15 protein-coding genes are annotated in these 14,113 nt (G+C 69.6%); 2 read left to right on the top strand and 13 right to left on the bottom strand.

From position 1 onward, the window contains the following. The coding region (locus AC08OJ_RS10295; protein WP_476593626.1) for a MurR/RpiR family transcriptional regulator at window positions 1-693 on the top strand (693 nt) is incomplete at its 5' end. Between the two features lie 1,384 nt (window positions 694-2,077). Here the strand turns inward: AC08OJ_RS10295 and AC08OJ_RS10290 are convergent. The 3 genes from AC08OJ_RS10290 to AC08OJ_RS10280 form a co-directional block, all read right to left on the bottom strand. After that, complete coding sequence (locus tag AC08OJ_RS10290; RefSeq protein ID WP_476595612.1) at window positions 2,078-2,341, bottom strand: hypothetical protein; 264 nt, start codon at window positions 2,339-2,341, stop codon at window positions 2,078-2,080. A gap of 75 nt (window positions 2,342-2,416) precedes the next feature. Continuing rightward, entirely contained in the window at window positions 2,417-2,602 is a 186-nt protein-coding gene (locus AC08OJ_RS10285) for a hypothetical protein (RefSeq protein ID WP_476595611.1), read from the bottom strand. 521 nt (window positions 2,603-3,123) lie between these two features. After that, window positions 3,124-3,423: a hypothetical protein gene (locus AC08OJ_RS10280; protein WP_476595610.1), complete on the bottom strand. Its 300-nt coding sequence runs from the start codon at window positions 3,421-3,423 to the stop codon at window positions 3,124-3,126. A 149-nt stretch (window positions 3,424-3,572) separates the two neighbouring features. On the opposite strand from AC08OJ_RS10280, the gene AC08OJ_RS10275 reads away from it, so the two are divergent. Continuing rightward, window positions 3,573-4,403, top strand: coding sequence for a PhzF family phenazine biosynthesis protein (locus tag AC08OJ_RS10275; protein ID WP_476593624.1), 831 nt, complete (start codon window positions 3,573-3,575; stop codon window positions 4,401-4,403). Between the two features lie 173 nt (window positions 4,404-4,576). On the opposite strand, the gene AC08OJ_RS10270 is transcribed toward AC08OJ_RS10275, so the two are convergent. The 10 genes from AC08OJ_RS10270 to AC08OJ_RS10225 all read right to left on the bottom strand — a co-directional run bounded on the left by AC08OJ_RS10270 (window position 4,577) and on the right by AC08OJ_RS10225 (window position 14,084). Beyond that, window positions 4,577-5,002 (bottom strand): cold-shock protein, encoded by a 426-nt coding sequence (locus tag AC08OJ_RS10270; RefSeq protein WP_476593623.1) that lies wholly within the window; start codon window positions 5,000-5,002, stop codon window positions 4,577-4,579. Between the two features lie 602 nt (window positions 5,003-5,604). Then, window positions 5,605-6,684 carry a hydrogenase expression/formation protein HypE gene (gene hypE, locus AC08OJ_RS10265; RefSeq protein ID WP_476595609.1) on the bottom strand — a complete coding sequence of 360 codons (1,080 nt, stop codon included), beginning with the start codon at window positions 6,682-6,684 and terminating at the stop codon, window positions 5,605-5,607. After that, window positions 6,674-7,828, bottom strand: coding sequence for a hydrogenase formation protein HypD (hypD, locus tag AC08OJ_RS10260; protein ID WP_476593621.1), 1,155 nt, complete (start codon window positions 7,826-7,828; stop codon window positions 6,674-6,676). The genes hypE and hypD overlap by 11 nt, the downstream gene beginning before the upstream one ends. Next, window positions 7,825-8,130, bottom strand: a complete 306-nt coding sequence (locus AC08OJ_RS10255; RefSeq protein ID WP_476593620.1) for a HypC/HybG/HupF family hydrogenase formation chaperone — start codon at window positions 8,128-8,130, stop codon at window positions 7,825-7,827. Before AC08OJ_RS10255 ends, hypD begins: the two co-directional genes overlap by 4 nt. 7 nt (window positions 8,131-8,137) lie before the next feature. Then, a complete protein-coding gene (gene hypF, locus AC08OJ_RS10250) occupies window positions 8,138-10,561 on the bottom strand; it encodes a carbamoyltransferase HypF (protein ID WP_476593619.1) in 2,424 nt (807 codons plus the stop codon). 180 nt (window positions 10,562-10,741) lie between these two features. Then, on the bottom strand, window positions 10,742-10,954 hold the full coding sequence (locus AC08OJ_RS10245) for a hypothetical protein (RefSeq protein WP_462186348.1): 213 nt from the start codon (window positions 10,952-10,954) through the stop codon (window positions 10,742-10,744). Window positions 10,955-10,981: 27 nt separating this feature from the next. Continuing rightward, the gene (locus AC08OJ_RS10240) at window positions 10,982-11,653 is read right to left on the bottom strand and encodes a DUF5947 family protein (protein WP_476593938.1); all 672 of its coding nucleotides are present in this window, start codon (window positions 11,651-11,653) and stop codon (window positions 10,982-10,984) included. Between the two features lie 61 nt (window positions 11,654-11,714). Further along, entirely contained in the window at window positions 11,715-12,290 is a 576-nt protein-coding gene (locus AC08OJ_RS10235) for a NifU family protein (RefSeq protein WP_462186350.1), read from the bottom strand. Then, window positions 12,283-12,831 carry a nickel-dependent hydrogenase large subunit gene (locus tag AC08OJ_RS10230; protein WP_476593939.1) on the bottom strand — a complete coding sequence of 183 codons (549 nt, stop codon included), beginning with the start codon at window positions 12,829-12,831 and terminating at the stop codon, window positions 12,283-12,285. Before AC08OJ_RS10230 ends, AC08OJ_RS10235 begins: the two co-directional genes overlap by 8 nt. Beyond that, window positions 12,828-14,084 (bottom strand): nickel-dependent hydrogenase large subunit, encoded by a 1,257-nt coding sequence (locus AC08OJ_RS10225; protein WP_476595608.1) that lies wholly within the window; start codon window positions 14,082-14,084, stop codon window positions 12,828-12,830. Before AC08OJ_RS10225 ends, AC08OJ_RS10230 begins: the two co-directional genes overlap by 4 nt. Window positions 14,085-14,113 lie beyond the last annotated feature (29 nt).

Below are 14,113 nucleotides of genomic sequence, written 5' to 3'. Positions count from 1 at the left end.
ACCGTGGTCCGGTTCTGTCAGGACCTCGGCCTCAAGGGCTTCGCCGACCTCAAGATCCGTCTCGCCGGCGAAGCGATTCCCCCCGAACGCGGCCTTCACGAAGACGTCACTCACGCCGACTCCCCTGCCACCATCCTGGAGAAGATCCTCCGCAGCACCGAGGCGGCCCTGTCCGAGACCACCCGCACCGTCGACCGCACGGCATTCGCCCGCGCGGTCGACGCCCTGCATCGCGCTGACCGGGTCCTGCTCATCGGCGCGGGGACGTCCGCCCCCCTCGCCCAGGACGCCGCCTACCGCTTTCGCACCCTCGGCCTGCTCGTCGAAGCCCCCGCCGACGTCCACGTCCAACATGTGGCCGCGCGCCTGCTGCCCCCCGCTTCCGCCTGCCTGGCCATCAGCCACACCGGGCAGACGCGTGAAACCCTGGCCGGCGCCGCCGCGGCGCGCGCGGCGGGGGCCACGACCATAGCCCTCACCAGCTTCTTCCGATCCCCCCTGACGAGGCTGGCCGACGTAGCCCTCGTCGCCGGCAGCAGCGAAACAAACTACCGAGTCGAGGCCATGAGCAGCCGCATCATCCACGCGACGGTCCTCGACGCCCTGTTCGTGGCCGTCCACCTCGCGCAACCCGACCGCGCCCAGAAAGCCCAGGAACTCACCGCCGAGGTACTTACCGAACACCGGATCTGACGTCCAAGTTCACGGAGGTGAACCCGCGGAGCGCGACGGCGAGGGTGGCCGTGGCCAGGGTGGCCATCTCCCGGTCCGGTACGGGGCCGGCGGCGGTATCGGCGGTCCTCTCACCCCGCCCGGACCGCACGAACTAAACAAACCGCGCAAACCGTGCGCCGGCCTCCCACCGCACCCGCTCGCACCCGCTCACTCAGGCGGCGCCCACGATCCTTCGACTGGCCTTCGGCCGGCGAATCTGGGGGACCTGAGCACGGTCCGCGGTCCCTGGACCGTGCCTTGCTCCCCACAACTCGGCCGGTCCGGCCGGACGCCGGCCACGCCGGGCGACCGAGATACCAGATGATAATGTATTCACTATCTGCATTCACTATCTGCGTCCGGCGCCGGAACATTCACGTTCAGTGGCGCGGTCACTGCCGGGAAGGGCGTCACCTGCACCACCGAGGTGGCATCCGACGGGAAGTACGGCGGGACGCGGAGGGCGTCCCGATCGGCGTGAAATCCTTCACGCGGCACGGAAGGGCGCGACACGTGATTCCCGTCGCGATCGCCTTGCCGGGCCTGCCGTAGACCATGACGGCGAGCTTCCGAAAAAGCGCCGTGACCACGCTCGGCGTGAACGCCCCGCCCACCAACCGACACAATTGGGTAGTCAGATCACGGCCCGCTGCTGCGCCCCGGAGAGTACGAATGAGGGCACGAATGAGCCGACCCTCCCAATCCTTCCGGTAAAGTCGGACGGGACCCGGATCCGGACCCGGAGCGTGAAAAGCGACCAGAACCGTTGAGGCATGCCGCCGAACCTGGCGGACCGTCACGGCCGGGACCGTCACGGATTCCCCGCGCTGAGGGCACCATTGCCGGCGCACAGGCCATTGCAAGAGGTTTCGGGCGTCCGGCCGACGGCTTCCTCCGATGCTACCCGGCTCCGCCTCGAGCCGTTACCCGAACAAGCCAGCCGCAGGGGCGGCGGAGGCTTTCCCTCGCATCCACCAACGATTCGATAGACATCAGCAGCACTCCATCGCCTCACCGGTCAGTCATGACGGCCCTGAAGCCGCGCCCCCGGTTGGTTTCCGGAGTGCCCTGGGAAGGAGAATCCATGGCGGATCCCGTGGTGACCGACGTCGGGACGTCGGCACGCAAGATCAACCGCGAAGACCCGAACGGCGGATGCCCGGTCGTGCAGGGCGCCGACGGCGTATGGCGGATCAGCGGGTACGCCGCCGGACAGGCGGTGCTGCGCAGCCTGGAAACCAAGCAGGCCGGCCTCGGTATCGACGCCTCTAAGGCGATCCCCAAGCGGATCCGCCGGCCGGTGCTGCACAGCGACGGCCCCGAGCACCGGGAACGCCGCCGGCTGACCGCACGATTCTTCACTCTACGCAGGGTCGACGAGCACTACCGCGAGCTGATGCACCGCGTCGCCGACGAGCAGATCGACCGGTTGCGCCGAGAGCGGAGCGTCGACCTGTCCGAGCTCAGCTTCGCCCTCGCCGTCGAGATCGCCGCCGCGGTGATCGGCCTCACCAACAGCCGCCCCGGCATGGCCGCCCGCCTGGAACGGTTCGCCCAGGGAGACCTCGGACCGCCGAATGTCACCAGCATCCGCGGCATCAGGCAGTTCATCCGGCAGAACCGCCACGCCCTCGCCTTCTACCTCGCTGACGTGCGCCCCGCGGTACGCGCCCGCCGTCGGCGACGCACCGACGACCTCATCTCACACATGATCGATCAAGGCTGCACCAACGCCGAGATCTTCGCCGAGTGCGTCACCTTCGCACCCGCAGGAATGATCACCACTCGGGAGTTCATCAACGTCGCCGCCTGGCACCTGTTCGCCGACGACACACTGCGCGCCCGCTACCGCGACGCCGACCAGACCGAACGGATCGCGATCCTGCACGAGCTCCTGCGATTGGAACCGGTCATCTCCACTCTACAAACGGCGCACGACAGCCGACATCCACCTACCGGGCCCACGCGGCCCGCTGACGATCCCAGCCGGCGCCCAGATCGACATCGCGGTGAGCAGCACCAACGTCGACACGCAGGCCATCGGCGCCGACCCGTACACGGTCCGCCCGCCCGCCCGATCGGCGACGGCGTGAGTCCGGCGGGGCTGAGCTTCGGCGAGGGGCCCCACAAATGCCCCGGCGCACACAGTCGCCATCCACGAAACCGACATCTTCCTGCACAAGCTGTTCATGCTCGACGGCCTACGCATGGCCAGCCCACCTCAGGTCACCCTCCGGGACGAGATCGCGGCCTACGAGCTGCGCGGTCTCGTCGTCGCGCTCGACTGAATCATCGCGTTCGGTTGAATCGTCGCGCTCGATTGACCTGGCCCCACGCGCCCGGCGCCGGGCACCAGGTACTGGCACCAGGTACCGGATCCGCGTCGTCGCCGACGATGAACCTGAGGCGTCACGGCACTCCCGGATCCATCACTCCCGGATCCATCAGCTCGGCCTGGCCGTTACGGATCTCCGCTCGGGCGTGCGCGACGAGCTCCTGAACGTCCCGTTCCACCTCGTCGGGGCCAAGCCCGAGCGCCGGCCCGATGTGGAGCGACCATACCTCGGACCGCAGGTTGGTCTCGAAGTCGAGTTCGGCACGGAGGTGGCACGGAGGTTCTGCCGGGCGGCCTCGCGGTTCTGGCGGAGGCGGGCGGCCACCCGCCTCGGCGTGATGGGGTCGGCTATGGGTGTCGGCGGAGGAACTCACGCCTTCATGCTGATATGCACCCGGAGGCATTCCCGCGCCGGCCCGCTCCTGGTGACGCCCCATCGTCTCCAGCCGCCTGGCGATCGGAATCCAGGAATTCCTCGCCCGCATCCGCGCGGTCAGCCGGCGGGCCGCGGGACACTGGGCCGATGCCGCGTCCCTTCCAACAGATCGATGTTTTCTCAAGATCCCCATATCAGGGCAATCCGGTAGCCGTCGTGCTCGACGGATCGGGACTCGACCCGGAGGAGATGCAACGGTTCGCCCGGTGGACGAACCTCTCGGAGACCACCTTCATCCTGCCGCCCACCTCACCGGACGCCGACTACCGGGTCCGGATCTTCACGCCCGGTGCCGAGCTGGCCTTCGCGGGGCATCCCACGCTGGGTACCTGCCACGCCTGGCTGACCACCCGGCCTCCGGCCGAACGGGGCGATGTGGTCGTTCAGGAGTGCGGTGCCGGGCTTATTCCCGTTCGGCGGACCGCGGACGGACTCGCGTTCGCCGCACCCCCGCTGCGACGCTCGGGGCCGGTCGAGGAGGCACTCATCCAGCGCATCAGCACGGTGCTGGGCATCGCCCGCGACGACATCGTGGCCGCCGAGTGGGCGGACAACGGGCCGGGATGGATTGCTGTTCTGCTCGACAGCGCCGAGGCGGTCCTCGCGTTGCAACCGGGCATCGTCGACCTGCATCTCGGCGTGCTCGGCCCGTATCCGCCAGAGTCGACCGAGACGTTCGAAGTTCGGGCCTTCTTCCCCGTGAACGGCACGATGAGGGAGGATCCGGTAACCGGAAGCCTCAACGCGTCCGTCGCCCAATGGCTGCTCCGGACCGGACGAGCGAGCGCGCCTTACACGGTGAGCCAGGGAACACTGCTCCACCGGACCGGACGGGTGCACATCTCCGCTGATGCGGACGGCACGGTCTGGATCGGCGGCGAAACGATCACCTGCGTGTCCGGCTTCGTCGAGCTGTAGGTTCCCCCCCCCCCGGCGGGAAGAACCGCCGCCGCGCGGGACGCCGAACGACGGCGCCTGCCCGGCTCCGCCGGACCGCCCGCGCGATCCAGATCCTCCCGCCCCCGAGGCCCTGAGGCCTCCCACGTCCGGGCAAGAGACGGCCGGACACGGGAAAGGCGCCCGGATACGCGTCAGTTCTCGATCCAACCGTACTTCTCGGCCACGCCCATCAGCTCGCTTCTGACCCGAACTATCTGCGTCCCCGTCAGGGTCGGGTCGATCCGGAGCAACAGTTCGGTGATTTCCTGGGTGAACTCCCCGACCGGCAGGACGTCACAGAGAGCGTCGGAATCGTCCGCGTGGACGGTTCCCCTCGTCGGCGCCGGAGCGGCCAGGCCCGAAGCCGCAGGTGTGGACCTGAGGATGCGGGCCGAACTGGCCTTCAGCCCACGCTCGCCCTCCTCGATCTCGAACTCCATGACGGCCCCGGGGACGACGAGATTCTTCTCAATAAGAAGATCATTGGCATGTAGGAAAATATCGTCTCCTCCGTCACTGGGAGCTATGAAACCGTAACCCCGAACATGGTCGAAGCGAAGAACCTTACCTGTACTCATGACTCACCTCAACAACACCCGAAAGACCATACGATTATCCACCGCCACTTCGCCCACTCAACCGCCACGTGGCGAGCCGGACGGCTCGAGAGTGAAGCATACCCCCACAGCCCCAACCGACCGCAAGCCCGACGCATCCACCCTCACCCTCGACGGAAACAACCGCGCCAATGCCCACCCACGCTACCTCGGTTGAGACCAACGTTCAACGCGGAACGATGGGTCATCCTTTCGCGATTACGACCACACCCCCAAGACGGATCCGCGATCACAGGAACGAACATGTGTTCGATACTGCCGGGCGAGGGGGCTACGCTTACAACCATGTTCACGTCCACATCGTCCCCGGCCACCTGACCATGATTGTCGCCATCCCGAGCCGCCGACGCCTGTCTCCGAACGTCGGGAGGACGTCCTCGCCGCATTCCGCCGGACGCCCGCGGCGCGCCGGTCAGTCACTCCCTGAGCCCCGGCCCGCCACCGAGAGACTGACAGGCATGCACGTCACCATTCCACCTGCCCGAGGATCTCGTCGAATTCAGCGACAGAGGCGCGGACCAGAATGCACGGGTCCGCCCTCAACTCGAAAACAGCTCAGGGATTCAGCAGATTCGGGGAAGTTGCTCGCCGACCGGGAGGTCCACCACGCGGCTCGCGCCGAGACCGGTCCTCGCGACCACCATTCCCGGGTGTTCCGCGGTCACCATACCTATCACGGCCGCGTTTCGGCCGAGTGGGCACGCGCGCATCGCCTCAAGCACCCGATCGGCGCCCCGCGGCGCGACCATCGCCACGAGCTTGCCCTCGTTGGCAATGTAGAAGGGGTCCAGCCCGAGAATGCTGCAGGCGTCGAGGACCGGCTCGGGAACGGGAACATGCCGTTCGGTGATGACGATTCCCACCCGCGCGGTCCGCGCGATCTCGTTGAGTGTCGCGGCCAGTCCTCCGCGCGTCGGGTCCCGCAGGGCGTGCACGTCCGCACCGGTGCGCAGCATAGCGCCGACCAGTCCGTGCAACGGAGCGGTGTCACTGCGGACCGCCGTGGCAAATTCCAGGCCCTCCCGGCAGCTGAGCACGGCGATCCCGTGCAGCCCGATCTCGCCGCTGACCAGGACGACGTCGCCCGGCCGGGCCCGAGCGGGCCGGATGTCGACGCCGTCGGGAACCAGGCCGATCCCCGCCGTGTTGACGTAGACCCCGTCACCGTGACCGGCATCGACGACCTTGGTGTCACCGGTTACCAGCCGGACGCCCGCGGCACGGGCCGCCGCTCCGAGCGCATCCGCCACCCGGCCAAGATCGGTCAGTTCGGTGCCCTCTTCCAGGATGAACGCGGTCGAGAGGTATCGGGGTTCGGCGCCGGACATCGCCAGGTCGTTGACAGTTCCGTTGACCGCGAGATCGTCGATCGAGCCGCCGGGGAAGAACAACGGTCGAACGACGTAGGAGTCGGTGGTGAACGACACCCGTGCGCCGTCGACGGTGACCACGGCCGCATCCCCCAGGTCCTCCGGACCGCCCGCGCCGGCGACTCCGAAGGCCGGCAGGAAGAGGTGCTCGACGAGCTCGGCCGACATCGCGCCCCCGCCGCCATGCCCCATCACGATCGTGGGGCACTCCACCAACGGCACAGGACAGGTCCACGCGGCCGGATCCACCGCCGTCACGGCCTCATCCACCATGTCCCACCTCCAGCGCACGTCCCGCTTCCGGCGAGGCCTGCGCAACCGCCGGAGAGGTGCTCATCCGGCGGTAGAGGTAGTAGGCGGCACAGGCCCCTTCGGAGGACACCATGGTCGCGCCGAGCGGGGTCCGCGGCGTGCACTGCCGTCCGAAGGCCACGCACTCATGCGGCTTGATCAGGCCTTGGAGCACCTCGCCCGATCGGCACGCCGAAGACTCGGCCGTGTGGACATCCGCCACGGCGAACCGCAGCTCCGCGTCGAAGTCGCGGTAGGCCGGCGACAGGCGCCAGCCGCTGCCCGGGATGACACCGATGCCCCGCCAGGCCCGGTCGGCCACCTCGAAAACGTCCCGCAGCATCGCGATGGCGGCCGGGTTGCCGGCGGCCGGAACCGCCCGGGGATAGGCGTTCTCCACCTCGTGTCGGCCGGCCTCCAGCTGCACCACGGTGCGCCGGATGCCCTCGAGGAGGTCGAGTGGTTCGAAGCCGGTGACCACGATCGGCACGCCGTAACGCCGCGCCAGAGCTGGGTACTCGCCGGTGCCCATCACGCTGCAGACGTGACCAGCGGCCAGGAACCCCTGGACGCGGCAGCTCGGCAACTCCATGATCGCAGCGATCGCCGGCGGTACCAGCGCATGCGACACCAGCAGGGAGAAGTTGCCCAAGCCGAGCCGTTTCGCCTGGAAAACCGTCATCGCGTTGGCCGGCGCAGTGGTCTCGAATCCGATCCCGAAGAACACGACCTCCCGATCGGGGTTGCGCTGGGCGATCGTCAGGGCGTCCAGCGGGGAGTAGACCACCCGGACGTCGGCACCCGCGCTCTTCACCCGGAAAAGGTCCCGATCGCTCCCCGGTACCCGCAGCATGTCGCCGAAGGAGCAGAAGATGACGCCCGGCCGCGCGGCGATCTCCAGAGCCCTGTCGATGATCTCGAGCGGGGTCACGCACACCGGGCAACCGGGACCGTGGATCATCTCGATGCCCTCGGGCAGAAGCTGATCGATACCGTGCCGGATGAGCGAGTGGGTCTGCCCACCGCAGACCTCCATGATCGACCATGGGCGGGTCGTCGTCGCGTGGATCTGTTCCAGCAGCCGACCGGCCAGCTCCGGATCCCGGAACTCCTCCAGATACCTCACCGCGTCATCCCCTCCTCCTCGCCGGCCCCGCGGGCCGTGGCACTCACACCGTCCGCACCGTCACCCAACTCCTCGGTCAGGAGTCCCATCCGCGCGAAGGTGGCCAGCGACGCCAACGCCGACCGTTCGTCCAGCCGTTGGATCGCGAACCCCACATGCACGATCACGTACTCGCCGACCGTGATCTCGGGCAGGTACTGCAGACAGGCGTCCTTGCGCACACCTCCGAAATCGACCTCGGCCATCCGGGCCCCGTGGCGTTCCTCGATCCCCACCACCCGTCCTGGAACCGCTAGACACACCTGTTCCTCACCCCTTTTCCCGCGCTGCGGCGACGAGCAGCTGACCGAGAGCGATCCCCCCGTCATTCGGAGGTACCCGCGCATGCCGCAGCACCGTGAAGCCCCCTGCACGCAGTGCCCTGGATGCAGCCGTCGCCAGAACGGCGTTCTGGAAGACCCCGCCGGTGAGTCCGACCAGGTCAAGGCCCACCTCTACGCGTACTCGCCGGGCGAGGTCCACGATCATCGCCACGACGGCTGTATGGAAACGGGCCGCGGCGGTCTCCACGGCGAGCCCGGCCGACAGATCCCTCACCATCGCCCGGATGACCGGCGCCGGGTCGATAATCAGCGGCCTGCCCGGCCCCTGCCCGCGCAAGGCGAACGCGTGGCGTTCGCGGTCGTCCGCGCCGCCGCCGGTCGCGGCCCGCGCCCGGGCCTCCAGCTCGATCGCCGCCTGCGCCTCGAAGTCGACCTCGTGACGGATGCCGAGCAGCGAGCTGACCGCGTTGAAGAGCCGCCCCATGCTGGAGGTCGGCACGCAGCCCAGCCCGCTGGCCAGCTGGTGGGTCAGCGCCCGCCGCTCCGGCTGCGGGCAGGCGACGACCGGCGGCAGGATGGGATCCCAGCGGACTCCGGCGGCGTGCAGATGGGCAAGCGCCATCCGGCAGGGCCGCCGAACCGCGGCGTCCCCACCGGCAAGCGGCACATAGCCCAGGTGGGCGAAGCGCCGGAACCCGTGGTAGTCGGCGATCAGCGCTTCGCCGCCCCACACGGCCCGGTCGGGGCCGTAGCCGGTCCCGTCAAAGGCGAATCCCATCACCGGCCGGGTGCCGTCGAGGCCGTGCTCGGCCATCAGCGCGGCCACATGGGCATGGTGGTGCTGCACGGTCCGTACCGGTCGGCCGGCGGCGTGCCGCACCGCCCACTGGCGCGACCGGTAGCCCGGGTGCGCGTCGGTGACGAGCTGGCGGGGGGTGACGCCGGTTAGGTGCTCGAGGTGCCGCTCGGCGGCATCGAGGGCGCGCATGGTGGCCAGGTCGTCCATGTCCCCGATGTGCCCGCTGAGCCAGGCCGACCGGCCCGAGCCCAGGCCGCAGGTGTTCTTGAGGTCGGCTCCGACGGCCAGCGTCGGGGGCACCTCGAACGGCAGCGGCGCGTAGCCACGCGAGCGGCGTACCGGCGACGGGGCACTGTCGACCACCCGGACAACGGAGTCGTCGCAGGGCACCCGGATCGGACGGTCGTGGCGCAGCCAGCCATCGACGAGCGGGGCGAGCCGGCGCAGAGCGTCGGCGTCGCCGGCCGCGATCGGCTCGCCGCCGAGGTTCCCGGAGGTCATCACCAACGGCGGCCATCCGGCGGTGCCGACGGTTCGATGGACGGGCCCGGGCTCGCCTGGCAGGCCGAGCAGCAGATGGTGCACCGGCGTGTAGGGCAGCAGCAGACCGAGATCGGGGTTGTCCGGGGCAACGGAGTCGGCGAGCGCGGGACGGCCGTCGCGGCGACGGCGCACCAGCACGATGGGCCGAGCGGGGTCGGTGAGCAGGGCCGCCTCCGGCTCGTCGACATGCGCCAGGCCCCGGGCCGCAGCCAGGTCGTGGACCATGACGGCGAACGGCTTGCCGCCGCGCCGTTTGCGGCGTCGCAGGGTCGTCACCGCCGTCGGGTCGGTGGCGACGCAGGCGATGTGGTAGCCGCCCACCCCCTTCACCGCCAGGACGCCACCGTCGGCGAGCAGCCGCCGCGCCGCAGCGAGCGCGTCCTCGCCGGTCCGCGGCGCGCCCGACGGCGACACGAACTCCAGGCGCGGTCCGCACGCCGGGCAGGCGATCGGCTGGGCATGGAAACGCCGGTCGGCCGGATCGGAGTACTCCCGCTCACACACGGGGCATATGGCGAACCGGGCCATCGTCGTTGCCGGCCGGTCGTAGGGAAGGTCGGTGATGATCGTGAACCTGGGTCCGCAGTTGGTGCACGTGATGAACGGATGCCGGTAGCGCCGGTCTGCGGGGTCGGCCAGTTCCCGCAGGCAGTCCGGACATGTCGCCACGTCGGGGGCCGCCGCCGTACGCCCGCCCGCGGCCGGCCGGGACCGGGCGATCGCGAAGCCGGATCCGCCACAGGGCGGAAGCTCCGTGGTCACGACCCGCTCGACCATGGCCAGCGGCGGCACGTCGCAGCGAAGCCGGCGGGCGAAGTCCTCGACCGCGCCGGGGGTTCCCTCGACCTCCGTGACCACGCCGCCGGTGTCGTTGCGCACCCAGCCGGTCAGAGCCAGCTCCGTCGCGGCGGCGTGGACGAACGGCCGGAAGCCGACCCCCTGGACCAGCCCCTGGACGACGAACCGTCGCCGGGCCCGGCCGCCCGGGCCGGCCTCCCGACTCGGTTCACCGGCCCCGCCCACCGAGAGCGCCGGCCGGGTCATGCGGCCCGCCGTGCCGTCCGCCATCACATCTTCTCGATCCTGATGTATCGGACGAGGGCCGGATACTCCCTCCAGAACAGGCCGACGGCACCGGCCACGCCGACGGTCGCCAGCACCAGCTTGCGACTACTCATGCTCCACCTCCTCGGTACCGCTTTCTCATGGGTATCCGCGGGCTTCGGGTGGTGCGCCGCCCGCTGGGCGCTACCCCGGCGGCAGGTTGGGCATGCTCCTCGGTGCGACGGGATTGCGCCTCTTCGGCCGGACGCCGGTGGAGCGCCGTGCGTCGGCGCTGCCATCGGCGTGGTGCCCCGCCTGCCATCGGTACGAACCGGTCGCGTTGCCCTGCGCTACCCCCTTGACGTGAGCGGTGGCGTCCGGCGCGACGTCGGGCTTACCGACTCGGATCTCGGCCATCTCGTCCTCCCCTCCCTCTCTTTCCTCTCAGCCCCGCCCCGCGGGGCCCGCGCGGCCCTGGCCCGTGAGATGGACCGGCCGTGCGGGCGCAACGGGCTCCCGGACCCCGGCCCGCACCGGGCTTGCGGGCCGGCGGCCGAGATCGGCGAAGAACCCGTCGATCGCCGGCCGCACGCGCCTGCCTCCGGACAGGCCCCTCCACTCCCGCCGGATGACCGCCACGAGCCGGTGACAGTCGTCGACGGGAACGATCCAGTGCTCGTGGCGGCCGTGGACGGTGTTCGTCAGCAGTGCCTCGACCAGCGGTGTCAGGTCACCCAGCGCCGGGCAGCGCCGCACGATGCTGCGCCACGTGCCGGGCTCGACGTCCCAGCGGGTGGCGCCCATCGGGCTGGGATAGCGGGCGCTGACCGAGCCGTCGGTCCCGACGACGAAGAACGCCAGCCCCACCGGGGTACCCAGCTCGTCCGCGTCGAGTGCGGGAAGCCGCAGCCGTCGCCGGGGAACAAGCCGGAAGTGCCCACGCCCGGCAGCCTCCCGGTCGAACAGCAGCGCGCACGCCTGGCAGGCGCAGAGCAGCTCGTCGCGTTGTTCGTCGAGGATGTGCCGATGCTCCGCCGGCACGGCGGTCCGGCACATGTCGCAGCGGGCCTCGGCCGCGCCGGCGCGGCCGGTCGCGGCGCGCACGAGCCGCCGCAACGCGCCGTCGGCCGTCGGGGATATCGGGGACGTCGGGGACGTCGCGGGGATATCGGGGACGTCATGGGCCCACCCCGTCAGCGACGGGCCGGGCGAGCACGGTGTCGAGGGGAACGAAGGCGGTCCGCTCGGGTGCGCCCGGCGCGGGCAGGCGCCGGACGTCGGACAGCTCCGGCGCGACGGCGAGCACGGCCTGGCGAACCGCCTCGGTGATCCCCGCCGAGGTCGAGCCACACCCGCCGAGGGTCAGCCGGACCTCGGCCACCCCCCGTTCGATCCCACTCAGCTCGATTTCCCCACCCCGGTCCCGGATCCCGGGCCGAAGCTGTTCGATCGCCCGCGCGACCCGGGCCCCGACCGGCTCGGGATGGACGTCGTGCAGGACGAGCAGATGGTCGAGCAGCTCGTCGCCGGTGAACGCGGCGAGCACCTCCGGGGCCCCCGACGCGTATCCGACGGCTCGGGCCAGCGCCTCGCCGTACACCGCCGCGAGTGTCGCCACCGCATCGATCGCCAGCTCGCCACTCGGCCCCGGAATGCGCTCCACCTGCGCCAGCACCTCGTCGAGGTGGGCGAGCCGGCCCCGCACGGCGAGATCGTCGAGCCGGTGCCCACCCGCGCCGTCCGGATCAACCATGGCTGGCCCCGAACATCGGCGAGTGCACCGTGCGCAGAGTGCGGTCCCGACCGAGATACATGTGCACCCCGCAGGGCAGGCAGGGGTCGAAGCTGCGCACCGTCCGCATAACGTCGACGCCCTTGAACCCCTCCGGACCGTTCTCCTCGAAGATCGGCATGTTCTGGACCGCGTCCTCGTAGGGGCCCGGGGTCCCGAAGAAGTCGCGGGGGCTGCCGTTCCACGGCGTCGGCGGGTAGGGGTGATAATTGGCGATCTTGCCGTCGCGCACCACCATGTGGTGCGACAGCACGCCGCGCACCGCCTCGTGGAAACCGCAGCCGATCGTCTCGTCCGGCACGTCGAAGTCGCAGAACACCCGAGTGTCACCCGAGCGCACCCGATCCATGCCCTGCTCGAGGAAGTACAGCGCCATCGCCGCCGTGTAGGCGACGAAGTAGACGCGGGCCCGGTCCCGCTCGATCGCGTTCGACCAGGCCGGCGGCTTCCACTGCAGGTCGACAGCGGGCAGCGTGCGGCTGCGCGGCAGCGAGATGTTCACCGCGCCCCGGTCGCGGTGACGTAGGGGGTGTTCACCAGTCCGGCGAGTGCCGTGGTGTAAAGCCGGGCGAAGGGCCCTCCCCCGTTATCCAGGGCGAGATGCTCGCCGCTGCGGGCGTCGAGCCACCGCGGGCTCATCACCCAGCTGTACTTCTCCCCGAAGTTCCGCTTCTGCGGCACCGGCAGCGTCGTCTGGTTCCACGGATGGCGCATGTCGACCGGATTTCCGAGCGGATCCCGGGTGACGAACGGCTCCTCGTTCACCCAGTCCTGGTAGAAGGAACTGCCCAGCAGGATCCGGATACCCAGATTGATCTCCACCAGGTCGGTGGTCAGCAGATCGCCATCGACGAAGATCCCGGGTGTCACGTGCATCGCCCGGCCCCAGGTGGTCATGTTCTCGTACCGGTAGTCCACGACGTTCGGATCCTGGAACGCGCCCCAGCAGCCCAGCAACACCCGGCGGCGGCCGACCTCCTCGTAACCGGGCAGCGCCTCGTACCAGAAGTCGAACAGGTCGTCGTTCAGCGCGACGGCCTTCTTGACGAAATCGAGGATCTCCATCAGCCGGCTGAGGTAGTCGGTGAACACCGTCGGTTCCGGCATCGTGCCGACCCCACCCGGATACAGCGTGGAGGGGTGCACGTGCCTGCCCTCCATCAGGCAGAACATCTCGCGGGTGATCCGGCTGACCTTGAGGGCCTCCCGGTAGATCTCTCCCTCGAACGGGTTGAACGAGCGCATGATGTCAGCGATAGTCCGCATGCCGTGCACGGCCGCGTTCGGTGCGGCAGTGGCCTCTGCCCGGGCCAGCACGCCGGGGTTGGTCTGCTTGACCATCGCCTCGCAGAAGTCCACGAATACCAGGTTGTCCTGGAAGATCGTGTGGTCGAACAGGTACTCGGCGGCCTCTCCGAGATTAATGATCCATTCCGCCATCGGCGGGTTCGCGATGCCGTACGCCATGTTCTGGGCGTAGACCGAGCAGGTGGTGTGGTTGTCCCCGCAGATGCCGCAGATGCCGCAGATGCGGCTGGTGATGAAACCCGCGTCCCGCGGGTCCTTGCCCTTCATGAACACCGAATAACCGCGGAACAGCGACGAGGTGCTGTGACACTCGGTGACCCGCCGATTGGCAAAATCGATCTTCGTGTAGATCCCGAGATTGCCGATGATGCGCGTGATCGGGTCCCACGCCATCTCCACGATCTGGGCGGGCTTCTCCCTGGTTCTCGACTGCCTGGCCGTCGTCATCGCACAATCCCTTCGGCATCGCTGGGCCC

The organism is Frankia sp. CgKIO3, assembly GCF_977946435.1.
Note: the sequence above shows the minus strand (reverse complement) of the source record. Positions and strands in the feature narration are given on the sequence as shown.

Coding starts and splice junctions, on each gene's coding strand:
- AC08OJ_RS10275 (WP_476593624.1), top strand. CDS start 3,573: ATGCCGCGTCCCTTCCAACAGATCGATGTTTTCTCAAGATCCCCATAT.
- AC08OJ_RS10225 (WP_476595608.1), bottom strand. CDS start 14,084: ATGACGACGGCCAGGCAGTCGAGAACCAGGGAGAAGCCCGCCCAGATC.
- AC08OJ_RS10245 (WP_462186348.1), bottom strand. CDS start 10,954: ATGGCCGAGATCCGAGTCGGTAAGCCCGACGTCGCGCCGGACGCCACC.
- hypE (WP_476595609.1), bottom strand. CDS start 6,684: ATGGTGGATGAGGCCGTGACGGCGGTGGATCCGGCCGCGTGGACCTGT.
- hypF (WP_476593619.1), bottom strand. CDS start 10,561: ATGGCGGACGGCACGGCGGGCCGCATGACCCGGCCGGCGCTCTCGGTG.
- AC08OJ_RS10270 (WP_476593623.1), bottom strand. CDS start 5,002: ATGAGTACAGGTAAGGTTCTTCGCTTCGACCATGTTCGGGGTTACGGT.
- AC08OJ_RS10235 (WP_462186350.1), bottom strand. CDS start 12,290: ATGGTTGATCCGGACGGCGCGGGTGGGCACCGGCTCGACGATCTCGCC.